Origin of the sequence: Chrysosporum bergii ANA360D, assembly GCF_029891735.1 — a bacterium.
GTDB lineage: Bacteria > Cyanobacteriota > Cyanobacteriia > Cyanobacteriales > Nostocaceae > Umezakia > Umezakia bergii.
This window is the reverse complement of record NZ_JANQDH010000046.1, coordinates 1-24,545: the sequence shown is the minus strand read 5'-3', so window position 1 is coordinate 24,545 and position 24,545 is coordinate 1. Positions and strand designations below refer to the sequence as shown.

General features: G+C 41.9%; 24 protein-coding genes and 2 pseudogenes. 12 read left to right on the top strand and 14 right to left on the bottom strand.

Annotated elements, in window-relative coordinates:
• Positions 1 to 311: 311 nt before the first annotated feature.
• From NWP17_RS06920 to NWP17_RS06905, 4 genes are all read right to left on the bottom strand, one after another.
• Positions 312 to 650 carry a P-II family nitrogen regulator gene (locus NWP17_RS06920; RefSeq protein WP_017317688.1) on the bottom strand — a complete coding sequence of 113 codons (339 nt, stop codon included), beginning with the start codon at positions 648 to 650 and terminating at the stop codon, positions 312 to 314.
• A 123-nt stretch (positions 651 to 773) separates the two neighbouring features.
• Positions 774 to 1,337: a hypothetical protein gene (locus NWP17_RS06915; protein WP_280654178.1), complete on the bottom strand. Its 564-nt coding sequence runs from the start codon at positions 1,335 to 1,337 to the stop codon at positions 774 to 776.
• Positions 1,338 to 1,408: 71 nt separating this feature from the next.
• Positions 1,409 to 2,230, bottom strand: coding sequence for a bifunctional hydroxymethylpyrimidine kinase/phosphomethylpyrimidine kinase (gene thiD, locus NWP17_RS06910; RefSeq protein ID WP_280654177.1), 822 nt, complete (start codon positions 2,228 to 2,230; stop codon positions 1,409 to 1,411).
• A 10-nt stretch (positions 2,231 to 2,240) separates the two neighbouring features.
• Complete coding sequence (locus tag NWP17_RS06905; protein ID WP_280654176.1) at positions 2,241 to 2,666, bottom strand: hypothetical protein; 426 nt, start codon at positions 2,664 to 2,666, stop codon at positions 2,241 to 2,243.
• A 109-nt stretch (positions 2,667 to 2,775) separates the two neighbouring features.
• On the opposite strand from NWP17_RS06905, the gene NWP17_RS06900 reads away from it, so the two are divergent.
• Both NWP17_RS06900 and NWP17_RS06895 read left to right on the top strand, forming a co-directional pair.
• The gene (locus NWP17_RS06900; RefSeq protein WP_280654175.1) at positions 2,776 to 4,626 is read left to right on the top strand and encodes a S8 family peptidase; all 1,851 of its coding nucleotides are present in this window, start codon (positions 2,776 to 2,778) and stop codon (positions 4,624 to 4,626) included.
• A gap of 66 nt (positions 4,627 to 4,692) precedes the next feature.
• Positions 4,693 to 4,917, top strand: coding sequence for a hypothetical protein (locus tag NWP17_RS06895; RefSeq protein ID WP_280654174.1), 225 nt, complete (start codon positions 4,693 to 4,695; stop codon positions 4,915 to 4,917).
• 9 nt (positions 4,918 to 4,926) lie between these two features.
• Here the strand turns inward: NWP17_RS06895 and NWP17_RS06890 are convergent, their stop codons facing one another.
• Complete coding sequence (locus tag NWP17_RS06890; protein WP_280654173.1) at positions 4,927 to 5,247, bottom strand: thioredoxin family protein; 321 nt, start codon at positions 5,245 to 5,247, stop codon at positions 4,927 to 4,929.
• A 1,124-nt stretch (positions 5,248 to 6,371) separates the two neighbouring features.
• Here NWP17_RS06890 and NWP17_RS06885 point away from each other — a divergent pair.
• Together NWP17_RS06885 and hetF are read left to right on the top strand one after the other, a co-directional pair.
• Entirely contained in the window at positions 6,372 to 6,899 is a 528-nt protein-coding gene (locus NWP17_RS06885) for a hypothetical protein (RefSeq protein ID WP_280654172.1), read from the top strand.
• Positions 6,900 to 7,094: 195 nt separating this feature from the next.
• Entirely contained in the window at positions 7,095 to 9,608 is a 2,514-nt protein-coding gene (gene hetF / locus NWP17_RS06880; RefSeq protein ID WP_280654171.1) for a cell division protein HetF, read from the top strand.
• A 54-nt stretch (positions 9,609 to 9,662) separates the two neighbouring features.
• Here the strand turns inward: hetF and NWP17_RS06875 are convergent, their stop codons facing one another.
• The 3 genes from NWP17_RS06875 to NWP17_RS06865 form a co-directional block, all read right to left on the bottom strand.
• Entirely contained in the window at positions 9,663 to 10,232 is a 570-nt protein-coding gene (locus NWP17_RS06875; RefSeq protein WP_280654170.1) for a peroxiredoxin, read from the bottom strand.
• Between the two features lie 39 nt (positions 10,233 to 10,271).
• Positions 10,272 to 10,517: a regulatory protein SipA gene (gene sipA / locus NWP17_RS06870; protein ID WP_280654169.1), complete on the bottom strand. Its 246-nt coding sequence runs from the start codon at positions 10,515 to 10,517 to the stop codon at positions 10,272 to 10,274.
• A gap of 91 nt (positions 10,518 to 10,608) precedes the next feature.
• Positions 10,609 to 11,052 (bottom strand): Spy/CpxP family protein refolding chaperone, encoded by a 444-nt coding sequence (locus tag NWP17_RS06865; RefSeq protein ID WP_280654168.1) that lies wholly within the window; start codon positions 11,050 to 11,052, stop codon positions 10,609 to 10,611.
• A gap of 225 nt (positions 11,053 to 11,277) precedes the next feature.
• Between NWP17_RS06865 and NWP17_RS06860 the strand changes: the two are divergent.
• Positions 11,278 to 11,595, top strand: a pseudogene (locus NWP17_RS06860) (helix-turn-helix domain-containing protein); the annotation flags it as partial.
• Between the two features lie 51 nt (positions 11,596 to 11,646).
• Entirely contained in the window at positions 11,647 to 12,540 is an 894-nt protein-coding gene (locus NWP17_RS06855; RefSeq protein ID WP_280654167.1) for an RpnC/YadD family protein, read from the top strand.
• A gap of 5 nt (positions 12,541 to 12,545) precedes the next feature.
• Here NWP17_RS06855 and NWP17_RS06850 read toward each other — a convergent pair whose 3' ends face one another.
• Positions 12,546 to 14,387 (bottom strand): tetratricopeptide repeat protein, encoded by a 1,842-nt coding sequence (locus tag NWP17_RS06850; protein WP_280654166.1) that lies wholly within the window; start codon positions 14,385 to 14,387, stop codon positions 12,546 to 12,548.
• A 336-nt stretch (positions 14,388 to 14,723) separates the two neighbouring features.
• Positions 14,724 to 15,491, bottom strand: coding sequence for an ABC transporter permease (locus tag NWP17_RS06845; RefSeq protein WP_280654165.1), 768 nt, complete (start codon positions 15,489 to 15,491; stop codon positions 14,724 to 14,726).
• Positions 15,492 to 15,663: 172 nt separating this feature from the next.
• Between NWP17_RS06845 and NWP17_RS06840 the strand changes: the two genes are divergently transcribed.
• Positions 15,664 to 16,821, top strand: coding sequence for a DegT/DnrJ/EryC1/StrS family aminotransferase (locus NWP17_RS06840; protein WP_280654164.1), 1,158 nt, complete (start codon positions 15,664 to 15,666; stop codon positions 16,819 to 16,821).
• 66 nt (positions 16,822 to 16,887) lie between these two features.
• Here the strand turns inward: NWP17_RS06840 and NWP17_RS06835 are convergent, their stop codons facing one another.
• Positions 16,888 to 17,634: a DUF561 domain-containing protein gene (locus tag NWP17_RS06835; protein ID WP_280654163.1), complete on the bottom strand. Its 747-nt coding sequence runs from the start codon at positions 17,632 to 17,634 to the stop codon at positions 16,888 to 16,890.
• Between the two features lie 370 nt (positions 17,635 to 18,004).
• On the opposite strand from NWP17_RS06835, the gene psbV reads away from it, so the two are divergent.
• Both psbV and petE read left to right on the top strand, forming a co-directional pair.
• Positions 18,005 to 18,496 carry a photosystem II cytochrome c-550 gene (psbV, locus tag NWP17_RS06830; protein ID WP_280654162.1) on the top strand — a complete coding sequence of 164 codons (492 nt, stop codon included), beginning with the start codon at positions 18,005 to 18,007 and terminating at the stop codon, positions 18,494 to 18,496.
• A gap of 210 nt (positions 18,497 to 18,706) precedes the next feature.
• The gene (gene petE / locus NWP17_RS06825) at positions 18,707 to 19,126 is read left to right on the top strand and encodes a plastocyanin (RefSeq protein WP_280654161.1); all 420 of its coding nucleotides are present in this window, start codon (positions 18,707 to 18,709) and stop codon (positions 19,124 to 19,126) included.
• Between the two features lie 195 nt (positions 19,127 to 19,321).
• On the opposite strand, the gene NWP17_RS06820 is transcribed toward petE, so the two are convergent.
• A complete protein-coding gene (locus NWP17_RS06820; RefSeq protein WP_280654160.1) occupies positions 19,322 to 20,818 on the bottom strand; it encodes a CIA30 family protein in 1,497 nt (498 codons plus the stop codon).
• Between the two features lie 103 nt (positions 20,819 to 20,921).
• Between NWP17_RS06820 and NWP17_RS06815 the strand changes: the two genes are divergently transcribed.
• The 3 genes from NWP17_RS06815 (at position 20,922) to hemH (ending at position 23,712) form a co-directional block, all read left to right on the top strand.
• Positions 20,922 to 21,413, top strand: a complete 492-nt coding sequence (locus NWP17_RS06815) for a HugZ family pyridoxamine 5'-phosphate oxidase (protein WP_280654159.1) — start codon at positions 20,922 to 20,924, stop codon at positions 21,411 to 21,413.
• Between the two features lie 32 nt (positions 21,414 to 21,445).
• The gene (locus NWP17_RS06810) at positions 21,446 to 22,342 is read left to right on the top strand and encodes an alpha/beta fold hydrolase (protein WP_280654158.1); all 897 of its coding nucleotides are present in this window, start codon (positions 21,446 to 21,448) and stop codon (positions 22,340 to 22,342) included.
• 203 nt (positions 22,343 to 22,545) lie between these two features.
• A complete protein-coding gene (gene hemH, locus NWP17_RS06805) occupies positions 22,546 to 23,712 on the top strand; it encodes a ferrochelatase (protein ID WP_280654157.1) in 1,167 nt (388 codons plus the stop codon).
• 6 nt (positions 23,713 to 23,718) lie between these two features.
• Here the strand turns inward: hemH and recR are convergent, their stop codons facing one another.
• Together recR and NWP17_RS06795 are read right to left on the bottom strand one after the other, a co-directional pair.
• A complete protein-coding gene (gene recR / locus NWP17_RS06800; protein WP_280654156.1) occupies positions 23,719 to 24,276 on the bottom strand; it encodes a recombination mediator RecR in 558 nt (185 codons plus the stop codon).
• Positions 24,277 to 24,431: 155 nt separating this feature from the next.
• A pseudogene (locus NWP17_RS06795) lies at positions 24,432 to 24,545 on the bottom strand (photosystem II q(b) protein); the annotation flags it as partial.

Below are 24,545 nucleotides of genomic sequence, written 5' to 3'. Positions count from 1 at the left end.
TGAGAAAAAGCTTTGTATTTAAAATCAAGGTTGTCAATTAATCATTTCCTGGCTATGCAAAAAACTCTTTATATATATCTCAAGTGTAATGAAGAATTATGAGCAATTTTAAAAAATACTTAAATTAGGCAATTTTTCGTAACATTGAGACATAAAACATTATTATTATTTATTAAACTTAATAAATAATGATCTTATCCTATGTGTATTGTTTTGTATTTTATGTGGGATATAAGCCAAAAAAAGCCGTCCTAGAAGGACGGGGCTTGTATCGCATTCTGTTAGTCAAGCTACTAAACAGCAGTCAATACTCAAACTGCTTCCGTGTTTTTCTCGCCAGTCCGAATGCGTACAACTTGCTCTACAGGGGAGATGAAAATTTTGCCATCGCCAATTTCGCCTGTGCGAGCAGCAGCAATAATTTTATCTACCACCATATCAACTTGGCTGTCCTCGACGACAATTTCTACCTTAAGTTTTTGCAGAAACTCAACGGTGTATTCAGAACCGCGATAGCGTTCTGTTTGCCCTTTTTGCCGTCCAAACCCCCGGACTTCAGAAACAGTCATACCGACAATACCAGCGTTGACTAAAGCAATTTTCACTTCATCCAGCTTAAATGGGCGAATAATTGCTTCTACTTTTTTCATCATCTTAACTCCTGATTTTTAATAGGTTCGTTTATTAATTTACCCGATAGGCGTAAAACTCTATATTTTTCAATTGGAGATGTAGCCTGATATTATCGGGTTGTACAACAATACCATCACTGGTCATCTCTGATGTTCAAACAAAGGGCGCACAATTAAATATCCAGCACCAAAAGCAGTGAGCATGATTAACACAATGGTCATGGCTAACCACCAGCCACTGAATTCTTTAACTTCTTTTTCCCTACCAGGAGAATATTTGACCTGTTCCTCTTCTATCAAATATGTTTCTGGCATCGTTGGGTGATTTATTTCTTGTGGTGCTGAGAAGTGAGGGTCAGGTCTGGTTTGTTTAACTACCGACGGACGCGGAGAGGATTCTTGGGGGGGAGTTTTGATTTGATGAGTAACATGGTTAACTTGATTATGCTTCCGTTGAGGACTAGAATCTATCAACTTTTGCAGATGTAAAACAGACTGTATAACTTTGCTGATTTCCTCCCTTAGTAATTGATTTTCTTCCTCTAGTTGGTGATTTTGGCTAGTCAGTACATCTAGTTTGGCTTGTGTTAACTTTAACTCTGTTGCCAACTCCCGGTAGACATAGAGTGGCACAGAGGGAGAGTAGGTTTGCGGTTGGGGCGGTTTGGCTGGGTGCTGGTGAATAGAACTTGCGGTTGTTTGCATCTGTGGCTTGGTATCAAAAATCAAATATAATATGTTACAGCGATATTATCAAAGTATAGTGACCCTGGGAACTAGCCCAATACTAGAGGAAAAAAGTGTCCCACAGGGCCTTGTCCTTGGCCAATATCTAGGGCGTAAGTGAGTGCAGTGGTGACATACGCCTTTGCTTTTTGTACAGCCGACCATAACTCCATACCCATGGACAAATTAGCAGCGATCGCAGCTGATAATGTACAACCAGTACCGTGGGTATTTTTGGTCTCCACTGGTTTTGTGATCAAACTTTCCAGTTTTTGCCCATCAAACCAGATATCAACCCCCCGTGAATTGCCTTGCATCCCACCCCCCTTGACTAAAACAGCTTTTACCCTCAGATTTTGGTGTATGATTTGAGCAGCTGCCCGCATATCATCTAAAGTATTAATTGGTAAACCGCTCAAAATTTGCGCCTCGTAACGATTGGGGGTGACAATGGCCGCTTTAGGTAATAAAGCATTACGTAGAGTCTTTACCGCATCATCATCAATTAATTGCGCCCCCGTGCGTGACACCATTACAGGGTCAACTACTAAATTATTGATTTGTAACCTTTCTACTTGTTGGGCAACGGCAGAGATAATTTCTTGGTTGAGCAACATTCCAGTTTTAGCAGCTTGGACGCCAATATCTGTAGCCACTGCTTCAATTTGGGCTATAACCGCCTCTGTTGGCATAGCATCAACCCGCGCCACTCCTAAAGTATTTTGTGCTGTCACACAAGTAATGGCACTAGTACCGTGGACACAATGAAAAGCAAAGGTACGTAAATCAGCTTGAATACCCGCACCGCCCCCACTATCTGAACCAGCAATGGTTAAAGCTACAGGAACTCTGGAATTTATAGCAATATTCATTAGTTATTGATCATTGGTCAAAATTTAAACTACGCCGGACTCCTTGCAAATATTTAGCCCAATTTGCCGCTAGAGGAACTTCTGTAAATGGAATACGTACTGACTGAGATTCAGACAAGAGAAATTCCACCTGAATAACTCCACCTTGGCGGGGGTAGTTTTCTGTTTCTACAACTTTATTATCCACTAAAAGACGTATTTCCTTGACATCCAGCACAGAAAAAGTTTCTAGTTCTACCAGTCCTTTAGGTGAGGGTTTCCCCCAAGTTATTTTGTTATCTTTTAAACCTAATACCGCATAAATATCATACTTGGACTTGTCAAACTGCTGCGCCCAAACACGATACCCCTCAAGTTTTTGGTACTCCCTTGAGCCTTGCCAAGCCAACCAGAAAAATGCTGCTAACAAAGGTAACCATAAAAGACCACGTTCCATTGTTTAAATGTTCCTCAGTATTGAGTAAAAATTGTACAAAGTACAGCAATGAGGTATGAAGATGAGTTATGGTGGTGAGCAAACCGACAAAAAGCTGTGATCAGTTGAAATGAAAAAACTTATATTACTTTGCTTATTTGTCATCGGGCTTGGGGCGGCTGTTTTTGGGTTCCTGAATTTCCAGGGTTTAGCAGCCAAAGGCGATTTTGAAACAATTGTGCTAGATTTTCGAGAAGATATTTCCCCAGAGGTATTACAGCATAATTTACAAGCGATCGCTCAAGAATACAGCGTTACACCCCGATTAGACAACCAATTTTCGGCGCAGGATCATGTGTACATTATTGAAGGCGATTCCCAGCGGCTGAAAAAACTGAAAAAATCTCCTTTTGCCCAACTTACACAATTAATCGAGCCAAATTACATCTACACTATTCCTGGGTCTGCCGCAGCGACGGGATATGAAGAAATTTTTTCATCTCCAAATCATCCAGCAAATCCCTCATTAAATAGCCCTAATGATCAATATTACAGCAAACAGTGGAATCTACACAACATTGGCATAGAAGGCGCATGGAGTCAAACCAAAGGAAGCGGTGTTACAGTAGCGGTAATTGACACTGGTATAACTCGCGTGCGTGACCTAGTAGATACCAAATTCGTCCCCGGTTATGATTTTGTTAGCGATCGCCCAGAAGCCGCAGACGACAACGGACATGGTACTCACGTAGCCGGCACCATTGCCCAATCTACCAATAACCAATATGGTGTAGCTGGCATTGCTTACCAAGCCAATCTCATGCCCTTAAAAGTACTCAGTGACTATGGAGGGGGAACCGTAGCCGATATTGCCGCAGCGATCAAATTCGCAGCTGACAACGGTGCTGATGTAATTAACATGAGCTTAGGAGGCAGTGGTGAAAGCCAATTAATGAAAGAAGCCATTGACTACGCCTATAAAAAAGGCGTAACCATTATTGCTGCCGCCGGCAATGAAAATCACAACGGCGCTAGTTATCCTGCACGTTATCCCCATGTTATTGGTGTTGCTGCCTTCGGTTCAGACGGAGAAAAAGCCCCTTACTCCAACTTTGGCGCAGGGGTTGATATTTCTGCCCCCGGTGGTAGTGATGCTGGTAAAATCCTCCAAGAAACTATCGACCCTGAAAACAACAGCGAGGGAATATTTCTCGGACTCCAAGGTACAAGCATGGCATCCCCTCACGTTGCCGGTGTGGCTGCATTAATTAAAGCTTCAGGAGTTGCAGAACCAGAAGAAGTACTAAAAGTCCTCAAGCAATCAGCAAGACTTATCCAAGAGGATAGCTTAAACTATTACGGCGCTGGACAACTCAATGCGGAAGCCGCAGTCAAACTAGCCACCACAGGACAAATCAGCTTCCAAGACTTCTTTCGCTGGTTGCGAGATAACGGCTATCTTAACCCCCGCTTTTGGATTGATGGCGGTGCAGTAGCATTAATACCCAAGCTGCTCATGGTACTGGGTTCCTACCTGCTGGCTTGGTTTTTACGGGTTTACTTCCCCTTCACCTGGGGTTGGTCTTTATCCAGTGGCTTAATTGCTGGTAGTTCTGGGTTATTCTTCCTCAAAGGAATATATATCTTTGACCTACCCCAATGGCCTTTTCGGCTTTTAGGCAGTTCCATTCCCGAACTAGGCAACACCCTACAGGGAACAAACGCCTTAAATCCCATATTTGCCAGCGTGCTAATTCCCATAGTGTTAATAGCATTATTATTAGGACATCCTAGCTGGAAATTGTTTGCCATTGGTTCCAGCCTCGGCTTTGCTGCATTTCTGACCTGTAGTGCCATTTATGACCCAGCCGTTTGGGGGTTAGGGAGTGGCAACTTAGCCCGCAGCTTCCTCATGATCAATGCCTTACTGTGTTATGGACTAGCTCGTTTAGCATTAAAAACCGAAAATCAAAGAGTGTAAAATAACAATAGGGAATTGGGCTGCATACCACATTTCCCCCACTCCCCAAGTCCTACTTCCTTAATTATGAGCATTACAGTTACAGGTACAATTCAACGCCGAGATATTGGTATTGGCGCTTGGGCGTTAGTTACAGATGAGGGTAACACTTACGAAATCCTCAAAAGTGCTGACAAAAACTTGCTCAAAGCCGGACAAACAGCAAAAGTTACAGGACAGGTGCGCGAAGACATCATGACCACAGCCATGATTGGCCCTGTCCTGGAAGTCACATCATTTGAGATAGTTTAGGGTTTTTTCCTATCCCCCATCCGCCGAATTAACAACTTCTTGTAAACGAGTTCTAAACTCACCCTTGGGATGTCCCCCCTTTACTTCACCTATAATCTGAAATTCCCCTTCTGGAGAATCACAGACAATGTAAGTGGGCCATCCCATTTCTGATTTATCTGGATATTGAGACAACAAAATTTGGCGATACTTACGGTAAGTAGCCGTATCTTGCATTTTTACATCGATAAATTGCAAACCCAACTCTTCAGCTACCTTGCTGTCATAAAAAGACATTTTGTGGCAGATACCGCACTCTTCTGAAGAAAACTTAATAACAGCTAAACTCATGAGGCTATACGTATATAAGGTTTATGGAGACAACCATATTGTGAAAAAATCAACAATAAAATTATAAAAAAAATTAAGGGTTTGAGACAACGGCAATGTGTTCAAGTCGCAAATTTCGTGTCTGTCCTGTACTGAAAGGATGCCCCTGCTTTTTCAATGATCAAAACCAATCAACAAAAATCCATATATATTTTGCCAAAATATATGATATGATTGAGGAAACCATAACCTAAGCATCTACAAGATATAGTTTTGTATAATAGCTAAAATATACTTCGAGCAACTGCCAAAATTCTAGCAGCAATGCAGTATTTTTTTACACTAAAGGTAATAGTGTTAGGGTCAAGAAAGCTACAAACTGTAATCAGCAGTTAAAGTATTTTGAAAACTATCACGGCGGATAGGTTGCCAATTAAGTCAGAACAATGTAACATAATCTAGAAACACATCTAGACAGTAGTTTCTGTTTAGGCCTATTATTAGGATAAGTTAGTTGTGGTACTATGAACTAAACTCCGACTGGTACAAGATGCAACAGCTTATTTGGTGGGATAACAAATATAAATAAACCTTACCAAAACAATCCCTCAAATGTTTGTCAGCTACGGGAGTTATTTATCGGGGTGCATCTACTAATTAAATGTTCTCAGGTTAAGTCTAGCCCTCCGGATAAATCTTTTACAGGATTTGTTGTCATTTTGCTTGAATAAAAAACCCTGTGGTGTTAGCCAGCAAGGGTAACTAGTTATTAGAGCGTATCTACTGATAAACTTTTCTAGGACTAAATAGGATGTTCCAAATCAAATTGTCACAAACGGGAATGTTGCTCATACCCAACATAAAAAAATCCCTTAGTGGTGGCAGTTTAGGGGAGTTAATTATCAGGACGCATGGATCAAGAATCTATTTTGAGATAAAAGAGTTGAGTTTATTCTGGACAAAATTGTCATTAATGATATGATGATTGGTGTTTGCAGAGTAAAAAAATCCCCTACTGAGTGTTAGTCAGGCAGGGGAACTAATTATCAGGTTGCATCTGCCAATTCAATATTCAGATTACGACTACCACTCTCCGGAGAAACGTACCATTATATTTAGTGTTGAGAGCCAAAAAAAATCAACCAATGAGTGTTAGTCAGATAGGGGAATTAATTAAATCTTCCTGCTACATCTACCATTCTCCGGAGAAACTCACCATCATCATTAGTCTTCAAGAAACAAAAAAAAATCCCCTCACAGGTGTTAACCAGTCAGGGGTGTTAGTTATCAGGGTGCATCTACCAATTCAATCTTCCTTCTTCCCCTACCACCGTCCGGAAAGATTTTTAATCAAATTTCACAGCCCATTAGGCAAAAAAAATCCCCTCACAGGTGTTAACCAGTCAGGGGAGTTAGTTATCAGGGTGCATCTACCAATTCCATCTTCCTTCCTAACTTACCATTTTCCGGAAAGATTTGGATTGATCCTTATTGACCGAAATATCAACGGCGAGCAGAGCTACTGGCTTCAGACATGGGGGTTAGCCGTTGGCGATTTTAATCGCCTTCCCCATTCTTCAACTAGTTCGCTTGCACTAATACTTCTAATTTTCGCTTCTTCTCTAATATTCTACCATGCCCTAGGTATTAAAACTATGGTTCTTGTTGTTTGAACTTCATCATTATGAAGCGCCAGAGATACCAGAAACTAAAAATATGATTCAGTTGTCATAATGAGAAATGAGCATTAATTGATCATTACCCCTGAGTATAAGACTATGCCCTAATAAATGCCCAAATACCAAAAGTAACCCTTTTGTAGATTGTTGGAGCATTTGTGTCAGCAAAATGGCTAGAAACATTGATTTATGGAGTTTAATCAGGAATTTCACCTTTCAGTAACCCCAGTAGGGCAAAATGATTATTTGGTGCGGACGGAACAAGTCGCGCCTGGGGTGCCATTGGCAGAAGAACTAGTAACTTGGCCCGTAGCTGAGTGGTTGGCATCTGCTGGACATCTAATGAATGACCCACTGAAATCGGTGTTGCAGGGAGAAGCCATTGCTAGAAACTCTGTTAATCTGGTGGTACTGGGACAGCAATTTTATAACGCACTGTTTCAAGGTACCCTCAGAGATAGTTGGATTACAGCCCAAGGTATTGCCCAGAATCACCAACAATTACTGCGTTTACGTTTGGGGCTAAAAGATATTAGGTTAGCACGTTTGCCATGGGAAGTGATGCACGCAGGCGATCGCCCCTTGGCCACCGGTCCTTACATTGCTTTTTCTCGCTACCAAAGTGGAATGATGGCAACATCTCGCTTACCCGCGAGAAACAGAGTAACAACATCAGAAACTCGTGGGGTCAGGGTTTTGATGGTGCTGGCCTCTCCTCCTGATCAAGTTCGTCTTGATTTGCTCAAACAAGAAGCTATTAAACTCCAAGCTGAACTTCACCGTCAAACACCACGAACAGGCGAAAGTGGTAATCATTTACCGGAGATTGAGTTGACTCTGCTAGATCAACCAGGGCGGGAAGAATTGACCCAAGCTTTAGAACAAGGAAGATACCAAGTTTTACACTATTCCGGTCATAGTAACTCAGGTCCTAACGGTGGGCAAATTTATCTGGTTAGTAGAAGAACCGGCTTAACAGAAACTCTTAGTGGTAATGATTTAGCAGGCCTATTAGTCAACAATAATATTCAAATGGCTGTGTTTAATTCCTGTTGGGGAACATACACTGCTACATCAGATCCCGAAGGGGATCTGACTGGTGAACGTAACTTAACCGAAAGCCTGGTAAGGCGCGGAATTAGGGGCGTTTTGGCTATGTCAGAGAGAATTCCTGACGAAGTAGCGTTGACCTTGACACAATTGTTTTACCGCAATCTCAGCCAGGGATATCCTGTGGATTTGTGTGTTAGTCGGGTACGTCAGGGATTAATTTCTGCTTATGGTTCTCACCAAAGTTACTGGGCATTACCGATTTTATATCTCCAACAGGATTTTGACGGCTTGTTATGTCCAGAAATGTCTTTAAGTGTGGACTCACTCAACGGGTATACTCACAATCCGCCCTTGAAGGTAAATGCCACGGCTATGTATTTTGCCATGACCGATGATACCGAAATGGTTTCACCTATTGATGAAATGATTCCTGCGGGCTTGGGTCATGATACTTCAAATTTAGACTGGCTGGGTGAAGAAACATGGGGTGATTTAGTTGATGAAATTGAAGGTGATGATGATTATGGAGAGGATTCAGCCTTAGTTTCAGATTTATTTCGTCAGTTAGACCAACAAAAGGCTGCAAATCAGCAACTGAATTTCGCATCTGGACAACTAATTAGAAGTAACCAATTTCCTGAAGATCAAGCTGGGGAGGATGTTGCTGCTGTGGAACAGTCAATAGAATTATGGGGGGAAACACCAGATAGTATCACGGAAACTACTCAAGATTTTACACAAGATCCCAACAATCTCTCTGTTAGGGGAGCATCGCCCCCAGCCATATCAAATCCTCAACCTCGGACTCGTCAACTGCTCCCTGTTACCCGCATTGGGGGTGTGAGTACGTGGGGGAAGCTAATCTTCGTTTTTGCTACTCTCATCGGCTTCGGTTGGTGGTGGCAAAGTAGGCAAGTATCTTTTTTATCTGATATACCACCAATTCCTACTCAGTCTCGAGTGGGGGTAAATCAGCCGAAAATAGATATCACAAAGGCTATTACTAACGAGGTTGCTGCCCAAGCTACGGAACAATTAAGCCAGGGTAATTTGCGAGAAGGGCTAATAGCTGTGGAAGAATTATTGAACCGTGGTGCCCTGGGTGCTGCGGAAACGTCCCTGAATTCAATTCCACCAGGCCAGCTAAAGAATGGAATGGTTAATTTTTTGAAAGGACGATTAGCATGGCAGTTTGTGCAAACTGGAAACAAAAAATACAGCATTGACGATGCCCGGCGTTACTGGGAAAATGCTGTTAAGGCTGAACCGGATTCCCTTTTATATAACAATGCTTTGGGGTTTGCTTACTATGCAGAAGGTAATCTTGATCGAGCTAATCACTCTTGGTTTCAGGCGTTGACCTTAGCCCTCCAGCAGGAAAATAAATCTGTCTCTTTGGAAACCACAATACCTCAAGATGCTTTAACTTCTTATGCTGGGTTAGCTCTTGGGTTGTATAAGTCTGCGCCTAATCAATCTGGTACTAAACAAGCACAGTATATTAAAGAAGCAATCAAACAATCTCAAATTGTTCTGAGGACTGATCCCATCAATTTTCACCTAAGTAAATTAAGTAATAATTGGCTATGGACAGAACAGTCTATGACAGATTGGCGATCGCTGTTGGAGGAAAAAGGTGAGAATAATTGAGGGGGCTGGGTTTCATATCCCCCTCATCTTTAAGCGATCGCGGCTGAAGAGGCTTTAACCTTGGGCTGGACTAGATAGAGATTGCAGTTTTTCTAGTTGTCCTAGGACTTCTGTACTGTGAACCAATGGGTTAACCTTGAGAAAAATCTCACGCAAAACTCCCTGGGGATCAATAATAAAAGTATGGCGCATGGATAGAAAACCGATCCACGAACCATAAGCTTTACTCACTGCTCCAGTGGTATCAGCTAATAGCGGAAATTTTAGCCCCTCTGAATCACAAAATTTGGCATGGGAATCAACATCATCAGCACTCACACCAATAATCTGAACGTTTTTCTTAATGTATTTGGGTAGGTCTTGTTGAAAACGACGAGCTTCTATGGTGCAACCAGAGGTAAAGTCTTTGGGATAAAAATAAAGGACTACCCACTTACCCCGCCAGTCAGAGAGAGAAACTTGGCCTTCACCTGTGTTGGTTGGTAAGGTAAACTCCGGTGCTGGCTGATTGAGTGGTGGTAGTTTACCACCCAGAGCATGAGCAACCGGAGTTAGATTTAACCAACTCATCACAGCAAAACAGCTAACCAGTAATATTTTGAGAAAATTGCGCCGAGAAATCATGGTACAAATAAAAAACTATAACTTTACACAAGTTTACAATTATTTGTTACCTTGATGAGATTCTGGGATATCCACACTTTCAATATATTGGCTATCTAAGAGAAAGTTTCCCTTAGCAAAATGTATACCCCAATATCCTCCTGGACGACGATCCAGCACTGTACCCTCTTCTCCTATGCGAATAACGTCTGGGGGGCGTAGCATGGGCATGGGATCTGCGGTTTTGACGTAGGGTGGCAGTGCTATGACCCTGACTTTACTACCAATGGCGAATTCTTTGGACATATTAATCAAGCTAAGAGTTTTGATTCACTCATAACTCATATTTCCTAACTTTTACTAGGTGTTGACTGTATATTTAGCGAAGATTTGGGAATTATTGGAAATTGGGTCGCCCACGGCGCGATCGCATATTTTCCCGCGTTTCTTCTAGTTGTTGGCGTTGTTCGGGGGTGAGGACTTGTAGCATCTGTTCTTTAGATAACTCCCGGATTTGGCGGATTTGGGTTTTCTGTTCCTCGGTCAAGTCAGCCCAGACCTTTTTTTTCATTTGGTTTTGTGCTGCTTCCTTTTGTTCTGGGGTAAGAACTGCTTCGATTTTATCACGGGTATTACTTCTAATAGTCTGCATTTGAGCTTTTTGGGCATCTGTTAAATTTAACCTTTGCCAAGGACCTTTCATACCTCCTCTTTCTCCGCCCATCATTTGTGCCATTTGTGGAGATGAAGAGCGCGCGATTTGTGCTTGAACCGCAAAGGGTATTGTAGTTACGGTTAAGGCAATTGCTCCAGCTAATAGTGACAATGATTTTAGTCTCATGGGTTGTGTCGTGTAGTTTCTTGCTTGGATATCACTATTATAAAAAATCCCCCATCACACTGACATGAGAATAAAGTCATGATTACACCCATGACTAAAGTCATGATTCATGACCAGAATGTAGAATATGCCGAAAATAAAATGACTATCTCAAATTCCATGACTCGTCCTATTCAATTTAATAATCATCCTTTTCCATTTTTGCTGTATTTGGAGTGGGTATTATTAGCGATCGCTGTTTTTACGGCTGCCTTACCATCTCCATCTCCGCGATTTACGACTAAGTTTCCCCAGGTGATAGCAAACCAGTTACCGACTTTACCGCCTGGTTTAGCGGAACTTACTCCCAGAGAAAAAGAAGTCCTGCGGTTAATTTCCATGGGTGATAATAACAGAGAAATTTCTCAGAAACTTTATATATCTGAAGGAACTGTAAAGAATCATGTCACGAATATTTTAAACAGGTTAAATTTGCGCGATCGCACCCAAGCCGCCATTATGGCTAACACATTTTTAGTTTATTTAGATCACAATATGTTGTAGTGAGTAAATAATGCACAAAAAAGTTATCTTAATTATTGATGAGAAAAACTGATGATTAAACCCGCAGACGTTGGTACCAAAAAGTTAATTAGTTTAGCACCAGATAACTGGGTGAGATGGGTAACACAAATACCTGATATTGTAGCTATTGAAATTCTTAACTCTGAATTTCAATGGATTAGCCGAGAAAGTGATGTTTTAATCCGTGTCAAAAATCCCCAAGGTGAGGAATTTTTGGTGCTAAATGAAGTGCAGTTGCGCTATGATCCTAGAATACCCCGGCGCATTCGTGCCTATGCAGGTTTGGCAGAAGAAAAATTTAATTTACCTATTTACCCGGTATTAGTCAACATTCTCAAGACGACCAATGTAGAAATTCCTACAACATACAGAGCAAATATTGGGGGTTTACAAGTCCGTCAAGACTACCGAGTGATTAATTTATGGGAAGTAGATGCAAGGATAGCTTTTCAAGAATCCTTACCATCACTGCTTCCCTTTGTACCAATTCTCAAAGATGGAGAAAATGAGTCTACAATTCGAGAAGCATTACAAATTTTACGTAGTAATGAGCAGTTAAAGCAACTGGAAACGGTGTTAGCATTTTTTGCTACCTTTGTACTAGAGACTGAGTTAGTTCAAGAAATCATGAGGTGGGATATGGCTGTATTACGTGAGTCGCCTTGGTATCAGGAAATATTACGGGAAGGTCAAGCACGCGGTGAAGCACGTGGTGAAGCACGTGGTGAAGCACGTGGAAAGAGAGAAGGAATAATTTTGAGCATTGAAAATAGCTTAGAAGCTAAATTTGGGAAAGATGGATTGGAATTGATGGCGCAAATTGCCCCTATCTCGGACTTAGAATATTTACAATTAGTTTTACGGCAAATTATCACAGCCAATACAGTGGCAGAATTGCGGCAAATGCTGTCAAGTGAAAGCTAAAATAGTTACATACTTTCTTGATATTTTGCTAACAGTTGGGGAATGGAATCATATCCATCCACACCAATAATACCTATGATTTTAGGGCGATGTTGGTTTAATAGTGTTTGGAATGATTCTACTCCCAGTTGTCCTTGTAATATTGTTAGTAATCCTGCTGGTTGTCGCCATTCATGAGAAGAAATTTGCTCTAGCAGATACATTCCTAAACTGCCAGTGTAAATAGCTTTGTCTGAGTTTTGTAAATTATAGTAAGCTTCTGATAAATAAGCCAAGTTTCGCCCTTGGAGATATAAATCTCCGGCAATTTGGGCTGTTTTAAAACCATTTTCTAAATAGGGTATTGCGGCTGGTGATTCACCTATAACTAGATAAGCAATACCTAAACTACTAAAACATAAAGCTTTACTTTGAATATCTCCTAATTGTTCTGATAATTTTAACCCTTGTTCTAAATACTGAATGGCTGTTTCATAGACTTCTGTTTCTATTTGTTCCAGCTTTTGCGCCTGCATAACTTGGCTGTAACCCAAATTGACTAGTGCATTGGCTTCTCCTATCCGTTCCCCGGTTTGGCGGCTGAGGATTAATGCTCGTTGACTGTAGTTAAGAGCATCAGTATAGTTTTTTTCTTTTACGTAGGTACGGCTGAGGTGATTGAAATTGGCAATTTCACAGGGGCGATCGCCCGCGTTTCTGGCTATTTCTAGGGCTTGTTGATGAAACTGAATAGAACGTTGATATTGTCCTAAAGCTCGTTGTGAATAGCCTAAAAGGGTTAAAATTCTGGCTTTTTCCTGAGTTCCCTCCACTGATCGCAATGGTTCATCCAGATAATTCAAGGCATCCCGTAGGGAGTTCCCGGCAAAAGAAGCAAAAATTCCTCCGTACAAGGGAAAATATGGACGCTGGGAAAAGTTTCGCAGAATTTGCAGCATAATTTGAGTGCAGCTGTTACTGTATGCTACCTGGGAATGAAAGCCACTGGCTAACTGACTCCAAATTACAGCAAAGGTCAAGAATGTAGAGATGGATAACTTTGACCCGGCTTGGATGTTATGGGCTTGTTGGTCGAACCAGTGGACTAAACCTCTTTGTAGGTACTGTAAAGTTAATGCTATTTCTACCCAGTCACTGAGGCTGACACTACTTTGCTTTTGGACAAATTCAATGATTGATTCTTGGTTGGCTAGGGTGCGAAACAGTGCTTGAGTGAGATTATTTTTGACTTGCTTTGCCCAAGTTGCCCAGGGTCCCCTTTCTCCGGGAACCCCACCAAAACCCAATTGCTGATTTGTTTCATACATCCAGCTGACTAGGTGGTTTTGTAGTCCTTGCCAAGTGGCTAAACCACTGGTAATGCCCTGGGATATTTGTTGTAAATCAGGATCTACTTGATAAAATTGTTGTAAGCCTTGGGCTAACTGTTGTAGTTGGGGGATGTTGAGTGGTTGCTTTTGATTAGGGTCAATAATACGTAAGAATATAGTTAAACGTTCATCTGTCGAGGCTGTGGTGATTTGTTTAACTGCTGTGGCGATCGCTTCTGTGGCTTGATTTTGCTGGGAATATCGCTGCCATTGACTTTGAATTGTTTTAATGGCTCTCAATTTGCGGTTGGCTTTGGCTTTCTTGAGTTCATCTGTTTCACTATCCAATTGGCTTTGAGTGCTAGTGAGGCGATCGCCTAAAACTAATTCAAATACTTCCCCCGTGCCGGAAATTATTTTTTTTTGCAGCATTTGATACACCATTTCCCCAGAGCTAATTTTGCCCTGAAGGGTGGATGCGACAATTTCATCAATTAAGGCGAGATAGCGATCGCTTATGGACTGAGGTTCAGACACTTTAACTGCTGGGAAACGTCAATTTCTATTTTAGTCCCTGACATCTCCCCTGGTTAAAACACAGGGGATTCTAAACTGATGTTGCTACGCGGTCATCTGACAAGCTAGGCAACGCTTACTATATGATTGGGAGGGTCAAAAATCCCCTACTCACCTTGACTGAAATATCAACGGCGAGCAGAGCTAATGGCTTCAGACATGGGGGTTAGCCGTTGGCGATTTTAATCGCCTTCCCCATTCTTCAACTAATTTGCTTGCACTAATACCTCTAATATTCTACCAATATTCTACCATGCCCTAGGTGTTAAAACTACGGTTGTTTTTGTTTTCACTTCATCATGAAGTAGCGGCAGAATTAAAGAACTGACGATACAATCCTCTGGTAACTAAAATACTCGTCAGTAAGTTAGCCATAGCAACCATAAAAATTATCACAATTTCGTAGGCTACAGCGTTGAGGGGTGTAATTCCTGCTAATAACTGTCCGGTGGTAATTCCTGGAATAGTCACCATACCCACCACCATCATTTGATTGAGAGTGGGTAGAAATGCGGCTTTAATGGCTTCTTTGCGGTACTGGTTAACTGCTTGCTGGGGAGTTGCACCTAAGCTTAAGTGAGTTTCTATTTCCACAGTTTGGGTGTTGAGAGTAGTAACCAGACGTTCCCCGGCTATGGCGGCTGCATTCATGGCATTACCTATAACTATCCCTGCTAGGGGAATTACATAACGTGCTTGCCATGTGTCTGGTTGAATAATTAAGAAGTTGGTATAAAGAACCGTCAAAGCAGTGCTAATGAAAATTGCTCCCCATACCAAGGGTAATACTTGGGGAATCTTGGTACTGATACGATTTCGGGCAACAATGGCTGCAATAGTTAAAATTACTGCTAAAATTGCCAAAATACCCCCAACACTGCCAACAGCAAAGATGAACTCTAAAACGTATCCTAGTATGAGTAGTTGTAATATGGTTCTGCCTGTGGCAGTAACTAAGTTTAACTCTAGTCCCAATTTCTCCCAAGCAGATAAACCAATGGCTATAACCATCAATCCCACAGCAATAGCTAAATCAACTAAATCTAGCTTGATTAAATCCTGCATAAGTTTTCCGCTATACTAAACAACACATTTTCTATCCAGCAATGGTATCCTTAACCAATAATTAAATACCAGACAGGGCGACGGTGTTGATCAAGCTTTTTGATAATGATCAAATTGCCAAAAATTCCCTGTCACATTGCATCATTTATATCTTCAAATAAAATGAAAACTCATGATCCAAAGTGTAAGTTCTATCCCAGCCTTTGATATTAAGCAGCAATACGCCACTATTGAAGCAGAAGTAAGTGCGGCTGTTTTAGAAGTTTTGGCTTCTGGGCGTTATATTGGCGGACCTGTAGTGGAAAGCTTTGAGCAACAGTTTGCAGCCTATCATCATGTAAATAATTGTATAGCTTGTAATTCTGGTACTGATGCCCTATACTTAGCTCTACGAGCTTTAGAAATTGGTGGAGGTGATGAAGTTATTACTACGCCTTTCACCTTTGTAGCTACGGCGGAAGTGATTAGTGCTGTGGGTGCAAAACCAGTTTTTGTTGATATTGACCTTAATACTTTTAATCTTGATTTACGGCAAGTAGCCGCAGCAATTACAGCTAATACTAAGGCTATTATCCCAGTCCACTTATTTGGACAACCTGTGGATATGACAACACTGATGGACATAGCCCAGTGTCATAATTTAGCAGTAATTGAGGATTGCGCTCAATCCACCGGTGCAATGTGGGGTCATGAAAAAGTCGGGAGTATAGGACATATTGGCTGCTTTAGTTTTTACCCTACCAAGAATCTAGGGGGTTGTGGCGATGGCGGGGCGATCGCAACTAATGACCCTCAACTAGCAGCGAAAATGCGGGTAATCAAGGAACATGGGCAGAAAAATCGCTATTCTTATGAGGAAATTGGTGTAAATAGTCGCTTGGATAGTTTGCAAGCAGCCATTCTGCAAATTAAACTGCGTTATCTGGATACTTGGAATAGTCAACGCCGAGCGATCGCCGCTTATTACCAGCAATTTCTTCAGCAAATTCCCGGTGTTGTTGCACCGCAAGAACTAGCCGGGGGTGTTGGTGTATGGAATCAATACACCATTCGCATCTACAACCCGGAGGGAAATGATCACAACCCCAGCTACCGCGACTCGGTGCGTGGTCAAATGCAGGAGCGGGGGGTGAGTTCCATGGTTTACTATCCCCACCCCTTACATTTACAGCCGGCTTATCAAATATTGGGTTATCAGCCAGGACAGCTACCCATGTCTGAGTTAGTTTGTCATCAAGTTCTATCTTTGCCTATGTTCCCAGAATTGACCCACCAACAGCAAGACCAGGTGATTTATGCTTTGAAAGATAGTTTGGATGGTGGGAAATAATCAGTGTTGGATTTTGGATTAAATCCAAAATCCACAATTTCACAATTTAAAGTGTCAAATTATATGCTAGATCAGCACTTGGCTGTTAGCATTAGCCAAAGCTTCCACTAACCCACGAACAGCAGCAATCATGGCCACTTCGCTATTAAGTTGATTGATGGCGGAACCAACACCAACACCTGCTGCACCAGAGGCGATGGCTAAAGGTGCTGTGACGCTAGAAATACCCGAAGCACAAAGTACAGGTACAGACACAGCACGGGAAATTTCATAAGCTGCTGCTAGGGAGGGAGCTGCTTTTTCAATTAATCCCAAGGTTCCAGAATGGGACGGTTGACTGCTAGTACCGCCTTCAGTTTGGATAATATCTGCTCCTGCTTTGACTAGTTCTTCTGCTAACTTTACTTGTTGGTCTAGTTCCAGAATGTGGGGAACTGTCACAGTCATGGTGATTTCTGGGAGGAGGGCGCGGGTTTGTTGAGTTAGTGCTAAAACTTCCTCGGCTTCAAATTTGCGTCCTTGGGCATAAAAACTATCAAAGTTACCAATTTCAATTAAATCAGCACCGGCAGTCACCGCTGGGACAAACTTTTCTGGCTCTACTGCTGATACACAAACTGGTAAATTGATCAAGTTTTTCGCTAGTTCTACTAAAGCAGCATCTGCGGCGATGTCCACAAAAGTAGCACCACCAAGTTCAGCTGCTTTGATGGTAGCTGCAACGCGATCGCGATCAAAGTTGTTTAAACCGCTAATCACTTTGAGAACTCGACGGTCAGCAAATGCACGTCGGAGACTAGGCTGGATTGTCATAGTTTTTTGTTCAGGCTAAGAAATAAGGCCTATTCTACCCTCACTGGTTACATTTTTACGCTGATGCTACTATTCTACAATGAAACTGGCTATATGTTACATAATATTAATTTGATATTGACTTATTGGCTCTTGATACCCACTTCAAAGGTCACCAGATTTTAAAGAACAAATTGCACACTGAACATGATATTGGTATTAGAGCAACTCAATCTGTATCTGTCAGTGAATCACCACTATGAATCAAACCTAAGTCAACCCAAGGGTTACTTCAGGACTAATGACAACAATCATAGCTGGTCATTAGTCACATAGAGATTGAGCATTGCTTTATTAGTTGTATTGAGCGTTAAAATCTTTAAGGGGAAATATGTTTAGAACACTAATTGGGCTTGTTGTTGCTACTATTTTGCTGACGTTCCAGTTCTTGGTGGGTAGCGCAACAGCACTAGAACTAGACGAAGCTATCAGAACAGTACCATTAAACGACAGAGGTGAAACGGTTGTACTTAGCCTTAAACAAGTCAAAGAAGGCAAAAGGTTATTTCAATATGCTTGCGCCCAGTGTCATGCAGGTGGTGTTACCAAAACTAACCAAAACGTGGGACTAGACCCAGAATCTCTGGCACTGGCAACACCAAAGCGGGATAATATTGAGGGATTGGTGGACTACATGAAAAATCCCACCACCTATGATGGAGAAGTAGAAATTTCCGAGCTACACCCCAGCATCAAGAGTGCTGATATTTTCACAGCAATGAGAAATCTCAAGGAAGATGACTTAGTAGCCATCGCTGGTCACGTTCTTTTACAACCAAAAATACTTGGCGATAAATGGGGCGGTGGTAAGATTTATTACTAAACTCCTGGAGATGTTGGATTAGGGGATTGGGGGATTGGACATTTACACCATGAACACTGTCCCCCTATTAACGGTTGATTGCAGTGGATTGGCTGATGAATTGCCCAAAATTGCAAAAAAAAAATTTAATCTACGACATCTTGTCATATTTTGTGCTAAATTTTATTTAAAATACAAAAGGCAAAATAAAAATATAGTTAGGAGAAAGCCATGAAATTGTTTGCCTCAACCTGGCGACGTTTTACCTTAGCAGTGTTGACAGTGCTTTTAGTTGTTAGCAGCTTTGCTGTGTTTACACCCGCCGCTTCAGCCGAAACCTACCAGGTAAAACTAGGTAGTGACAAAGGGTTGCTAGTTTTTGAACCGAAAAAATTGACAGTTAAACCAGGCGACACAATTGAGTGGGTCAACAACAAAGTTCCTCCCCATAACGTTGTCTTCGATCCAACCAAAAACCCTACTAAAAGTAAAGATTTAGCAAAAAGTCTCTCTCACGCCAAATTGATGTTGAATCCTGGTCAGTCCAACACAACCACAATCCCCGCAGACGCACCTGCTGGTGACTACACCTTCTATTGCCAACCTCACCGTGGTGCTGGTATGGCCGGTGTCATAACTGTTGCTAGTTAGAAAAAGCCCTAGAGGAAGTTATACCCTAAAATGGGCTAAATAGCGGTAATGAGTTAATCTTGTTACCGCTGAATCTATTTGACGAACTAGGGGCGGGTAGTCCCAAAGTAAGACTGTAGGACTTGTGACCTCTACTATTTCTCTTACTATTTCTCTTTAGGCGAAAGTCTATTAGAGCAAGTTGCAAAGGCGAGGTTAGTTCAAATCAGGTTGTAAATTAGAAAATAGCTGCTGCCAATTGATATCATTAGCACTATTCTCTCCTGTTTTCACTTCTAAAGTGATATTACAGGCATTTGATTGATACAGCGATCGCACACAAATTTCTGCCACATCATCCCGGCTAATTTTACCCTTGATATTATCACCTTGCTCAAAAATTAACTCCTTACCACCAGGTTCTTCAGTCAAAGCGCAGGGTCTAATAATTGTGTAGGGAATCCCACTAGCCCTTAAACTGTCTTCCCCTTTCAATTTCCATGTTAAAATTCCTCCCAACTGGTCATTTAATCTCACTGCTGGGGGTTCCTCATCTAAATTCAGTCCTGGTCTTCCCGGACGAGTTACCCCAGCCGAACTAACCAAGATAAATTGGGGAAAACTCTCCCCACCATAAGCCTTGATTGATTCTATTTCTAAAGCAAACCCACCAGGGGAAAAGTGAGGATTTAAACCCCCATCATATTCAAATTTACTCAACATCAGTTGAAAAGAGGAAACCCTACTAGGATCAATTGGCGGAGAGTTTTGCACAACTTTGGCGCGAAACACAGGAATTAAATCTTGAAAAGCAACCCGGAGAGTTATCCAAGTATTATCCACGGTGTCAAAAGAATAGCTATAACCAACGCCATCCCATTTGGTATCTGTCCGTAAAAATAACTTGTAACGCTGACCATCACCTTTAACCCGTAGCTCTACACCCTCATAACCAGATAAGTCAAACGGGGGTTCAAAGTTCTTAGTTCTAATGGAAGCAAACCCGCCAGAATTAGCTGTGGAAACGTTACCAGCAAACACAGCTGTATTTTCTAAAAATTGTATCCCACTGGCACTCACACCACCCATAACCACATCATCCACTGCACCCCACATACTTTTTAAAGTATTTTTTAATTTAGGGTCAGCATGAGTAAAATCAAATATAATTTTTTCATTGGCTGGGGGTAGATATTTAGCCGCAGCTGTTACTAAGTTTTTCACACCTTGATATTCTACATTCTCCGGGGTGTCTCCCACAACTTCCGGCAGATAAAATTTCACACCTTGGTTATATTTAGCCCTATCCGGTGTGTCTCCTTCCACTGGTTGTACACGGACTGCGGTACAACAAACCACAGCTTGGATATTCCCCATCACCATTGAATTTAAAGTTTCTGGTTGAGTGATATCTCCAGCTACTAGGTCTACATCATCACCAAGAATTGAGCGTGCTTTGGCAATGTCTCGCACCAGTGCTAGCACTCGATCACCCCGTTGCAGCAGTCGTTGTACAACTCGTTTTCCTACTCCTCCTGTTGCACCTGCTACTAGTATTACACCCACATTTTTTCCTCCATCGGGTTTTTGACTATCATGGGAACCACCTGGTATTAAACGCCTTACCCAGTTGAGACAAGGAAACACCTCGAAATAAGTTAAGGTGTTGATAAACCTGCCTAAGTCCCATTGAGAACGATTTTGATCAGCCACAATTGCGTCCTCGTAATTGTTTGCTTTTACTTCAATGATAACCGAATTCCATTGAATACTCTATTCGCGCTAGGATATTTGAGCAAGTATAGGTAGTTCACTTATGACCCACATTGATCAGGCTCAAGCTGAGTATGAAATTTTCCCCCAAGAATTTAAAAGCATCATCATTAGCACCGTTAGTCAAGCTGGAATACCCAACGCTAGTTATACTCCTTTTGTGATGGATGATGCTAAAAATATCTATATATATGTCAGTGGTCTAGCTATCCACACTCAAAATATCCTGGTAAATCCCGGTGTGAGCGTTTTATTTATTGATGATGAATCTAAAAGTGACCAAATTTTTGCCCGTCGCCGCTTGAGTTTTGATTGTACAGCTACGTTGATAGAACGTGAAACTGAGGCTTGGAATCAAATTGTTAGTCAATTTCAAGAACGTTTCGGAGGAATTATTCAAGTTTTGCGCGATTTACCAGACTTTCGTATTTTTCGCTTAACTCCCAGTGCTGGACGTTTTATCATTGGTTTTGGCACAGCATATCAAATTAGTGGCGAGCAATTAGATAAACTGATTCATATCACAGGCAATTAATAAATTACTTTGTCTAAATTTTTGGTGAATTTATGCTTCAATTTCAACCACCCGGCTTTGGGCGTAAAGTTATTAATACATCCCTGGGGACAATGGTTTACTATACCCAAACCAATGCACCCTGGTTAAATGACCATACCGAAGATTTACCACCGTTACTGTTTCTGCATAACTTTGGCGGCGGGGCTTCTGCTTTTGAATGGTCTAAGGTTTACCCAGCTTTTGCCGCTACACACCGCATCTTAGCACCAGATTTAATTGGTTGGGGAGAGTCCGCTCATCCAGTGCGGGATTATCAAATTAAAGATTATTTAACCACTATCCTGGAGTTTATCACCCAAACTTGCCACCAACCAGTTACCGTGGTGGCTTCTTCTTTAACAGCAGCTTTTGTGATCCGCTTGGCTATTAGTCATGGTGATTTGTTTCGGCGATTATTTTTAGTCTGTCCCTCTGGGTTTGATGACTTTGGTCAGGGGGCTGGACGAAGATTACCATCATTAATTATTAATTCTCCCCTGTTAGATAGTTTAATTTATACTATAGGGGCTGAAAATGATTTGGCTGTAAGAAATTTTTTGCAAAATTTTCTGTTTGCTAAACCACAACGAGTTTCAACAGAAATGGTCAACGCTTATTTGACTTCAGCACAACAGCCTAATGCTAAGTTTTCCGCTTTGGCGTTTCTGCGGGGAGACCTTTATTTTGATTTGAGTTTGTATATACAGCAACTCACAACCCCTACGGTGATGTTTTGGGGAGAACAGGCACAATTTACCCCCATTCAGTTGGGGCAAAGATTAGCTAATCTGAATACTACAGCTATTGAGGATTTTTGGGCGATCGCTGATACAGGCATATTACCTCATCTGGAAACCCCGGCGGTTGTCATTGGTCTGTTACAACCCTATTGGGCAGATAATTTGTAAACAAAGGAATGGGACAAAACTCCTGGAGCGCCTGGGTTCAATGGGTATAGGCGAGGCTGGTCATGATACAACAACTAATATAGTAACACAATCCTTTAAGATTGCTGACTCTAGTCATTACAGACGATAAAGCTTTATATTTAATAAAGATATATTGTTAACATTAGTAAAAAACCTGAAAAGATTGGGGGAAAATAACTGCTATGAGTCGTGTGGGCGTTTTATTACTCAATCTCGGCGGTCCCGATAAGTTAGAGGATGTCGGGCCATTCTTGTACAACCTATTTTCTGACCCAGAAATTATTCGCCTACCCTTTCGCTGGCTACAAAAACCCTTGGCTTGGTTAATTGCTTCACGGCGAACCAAAACATCTCAAGCTAACTATAAGCAAATCGGCGGCGGTTCTCCACTGCGGCGAATTACAGAGGCTCAAGGACAAGCTCTAAAACAACAATTGGCTGATTTGGGACAAGAAGTGAATATCTATGTGGGAATGCGTTATTGGCATCCTTACACAGAAGAGGCGATCGCGCAAATTGCCCAAGACAAGATTGAAAACTTGGTGGTTTTGCCCCTCTATCCCCAATTTTCCATTAGTACCAGTGGTTCTAGTTTTCGGCTATTAGAGAAACTTTGGCAAGAAAATCCAGAACTCCAGCCCCATGACTATACTGTGATTCCTTCTTGGTACAAACAACCCAGTTACCTCCGGGTAATGGCGGAACTGATAGCTCAAGAACTAGATCAATGTCCAAATCCTGATCAAGCTCATATCTTCTTCAGCGCTCATGGTGTTCCCAAAAGCTATGTAGAAGAAGCCGGAGATCCCTATGAGCAAGAAATTGAGGAATGTACTGCTTTAATCATGCAGACCCTCCACCGACCCAATCTTTACACCCTAGCTTACCAAAGTCGTGTTGGTCCGGTGGAATGGCTCCAACCTTATACAGAAGATGCTTTAGAACAACTGGGCGCACAAGGAGTAAAAGATATAGTTGTTGTCCCCATTAGTTTTGTCTCAGAACACATCGAGACTCTGCAAGAAATTGATCTTGAGTATCGGGAAATAGCGGAGGAGTCAGGAATTGATAATTTCCGTCGTGCTTCGGCTCCCAACACTCATCCAGTATTTATTAAAGCATTGGCAGAATTGGTCATAGATGCCCTAGACAAGCCCAGTTTCAAGCTTTCCCAAGCAGCACAAATGAAAAAAAGAGTGAAAATGTATCCCCAAGAAAACTGGGAATGGGGTATGACCACCAGCGCCGAAGTCTGGAATGGTCGTATTGCTATGTTGGGCTTTATTGCTTTAATGATTGAGTTAGTAACCGGTCATGGTTTGCTGCATCTAATTGGAATTTTGCCATAATCAAACTTATTCCAACTCCCTGCGACCTTCTAAAGCCCTGGCCAGTGTTACTTCATCAGCATATTCTAAGTCACCACCCACAGGTAAACCAAAGGCAATGCGTGTCACCTTGGTAAATGGCTTCAACAGTTGACCAATATAGAGGGTGGTTGTCTCCCCTTCTATAGTTGGGCTAATGGCCATAATCACTTCTTCGGTTTTTTGTTGACTCACCCGCCGCACTAAAGCTTGAATAGTTAGCTGTTCTGGTCCTACACCATCCATGGGGGAAATCACACCTCCCAAAACATGATACTTGCCTTTATATTCCCGGGTTTTTTCTAAAGCAATTACATCACGAGAATCTGCTACCACACAAATAGAACTGTTGTCACGGTGGGGATGGCGACAAATTTCACAAACAGAATCAGCAGATAGGTGAAAGCAAACAGAACACAAGCCTATCTGCTTTTTGGCCTCAATTAAAGCTTGTGCTAAAGCTTCTACTTCTGCTTCTGGGCGTTTTAAGATATGCAAAGCTAGTCGCTGGGCTGATTTGGGACCAACTCCTGGGAGGCGTTGCAATTGCTCAATTAATCGTGCTAGGGGGCGTGCGTAAACCGTAGTTTTATCTCCAGAATTTGCTCACCATTACCATAATGACATTTTTATTGTCCACATATACACAAAAAAAGACCCCCATTTTTGGGGGGCTTTTTCTATTCAACTAAGCTGGAAAATTAGCCGTTGATTGCAGGTGCGGTTAAAGCAACAGGAGCAACTTCACCAGCAGCCAAGTCTAAGGGGAAGTTGTGAGCGTTGCGCTCGTGCATTACTTCCATACCTAAGTTAGC

Bases quoted from the DNA above. Each gene is read 5' to 3' on its own strand.
- NWP17_RS06920 (WP_017317688.1), bottom strand. From the start codon at position 650: ATGAAAAAAGTAGAAGCAATTATTCGCCCATTTAAGCTGGATGAAGTG.
- NWP17_RS06915 (WP_280654178.1), bottom strand. From the start codon at position 1,337: ATGCAAACAACCGCAAGTTCTATTCACCAGCACCCAGCCAAACCGCCC.
- thiD (WP_280654177.1), bottom strand. From the start codon at position 2,230: ATGAATATTGCTATAAATTCCAGAGTTCCTGTAGCTTTAACCATTGCT.
- NWP17_RS06905 (WP_280654176.1), bottom strand. From the start codon at position 2,666: ATGGAACGTGGTCTTTTATGGTTACCTTTGTTAGCAGCATTTTTCTGG.
- NWP17_RS06900 (WP_280654175.1), top strand. From the start codon at position 2,776: ATGAAAAAACTTATATTACTTTGCTTATTTGTCATCGGGCTTGGGGCG.
- NWP17_RS06895 (WP_280654174.1), top strand. From the start codon at position 4,693: ATGAGCATTACAGTTACAGGTACAATTCAACGCCGAGATATTGGTATT.
- NWP17_RS06890 (WP_280654173.1), bottom strand. From the start codon at position 5,247: ATGAGTTTAGCTGTTATTAAGTTTTCTTCAGAAGAGTGCGGTATCTGC.
- NWP17_RS06885 (WP_280654172.1), top strand. From the start codon at position 6,372: ATGAGTGTTAGTCAGATAGGGGAATTAATTAAATCTTCCTGCTACATC.
- hetF (WP_280654171.1), top strand. From the start codon at position 7,095: ATGGAGTTTAATCAGGAATTTCACCTTTCAGTAACCCCAGTAGGGCAA.
- NWP17_RS06875 (WP_280654170.1), bottom strand. From the start codon at position 10,232: ATGATTTCTCGGCGCAATTTTCTCAAAATATTACTGGTTAGCTGTTTT.
- sipA (WP_280654169.1), bottom strand. From the start codon at position 10,517: ATGTCCAAAGAATTCGCCATTGGTAGTAAAGTCAGGGTCATAGCACTG.
- NWP17_RS06865 (WP_280654168.1), bottom strand. From the start codon at position 11,052: ATGAGACTAAAATCATTGTCACTATTAGCTGGAGCAATTGCCTTAACC.
- NWP17_RS06855 (WP_280654167.1), top strand. From the start codon at position 11,647: ATGATTAAACCCGCAGACGTTGGTACCAAAAAGTTAATTAGTTTAGCA.
- NWP17_RS06845 (WP_280654165.1), bottom strand. From the start codon at position 15,491: ATGCAGGATTTAATCAAGCTAGATTTAGTTGATTTAGCTATTGCTGTG.
- NWP17_RS06840 (WP_280654164.1), top strand. From the start codon at position 15,664: ATGATCCAAAGTGTAAGTTCTATCCCAGCCTTTGATATTAAGCAGCAA.
- NWP17_RS06835 (WP_280654163.1), bottom strand. From the start codon at position 17,634: ATGACAATCCAGCCTAGTCTCCGACGTGCATTTGCTGACCGTCGAGTT.
- psbV (WP_280654162.1), top strand. From the start codon at position 18,005: ATGTTTAGAACACTAATTGGGCTTGTTGTTGCTACTATTTTGCTGACG.
- petE (WP_280654161.1), top strand. From the start codon at position 18,707: ATGAAATTGTTTGCCTCAACCTGGCGACGTTTTACCTTAGCAGTGTTG.
- NWP17_RS06815 (WP_280654159.1), top strand. From the start codon at position 20,922: ATGACCCACATTGATCAGGCTCAAGCTGAGTATGAAATTTTCCCCCAA.
- NWP17_RS06810 (WP_280654158.1), top strand. From the start codon at position 21,446: ATGCTTCAATTTCAACCACCCGGCTTTGGGCGTAAAGTTATTAATACA.
- hemH (WP_280654157.1), top strand. From the start codon at position 22,546: ATGAGTCGTGTGGGCGTTTTATTACTCAATCTCGGCGGTCCCGATAAG.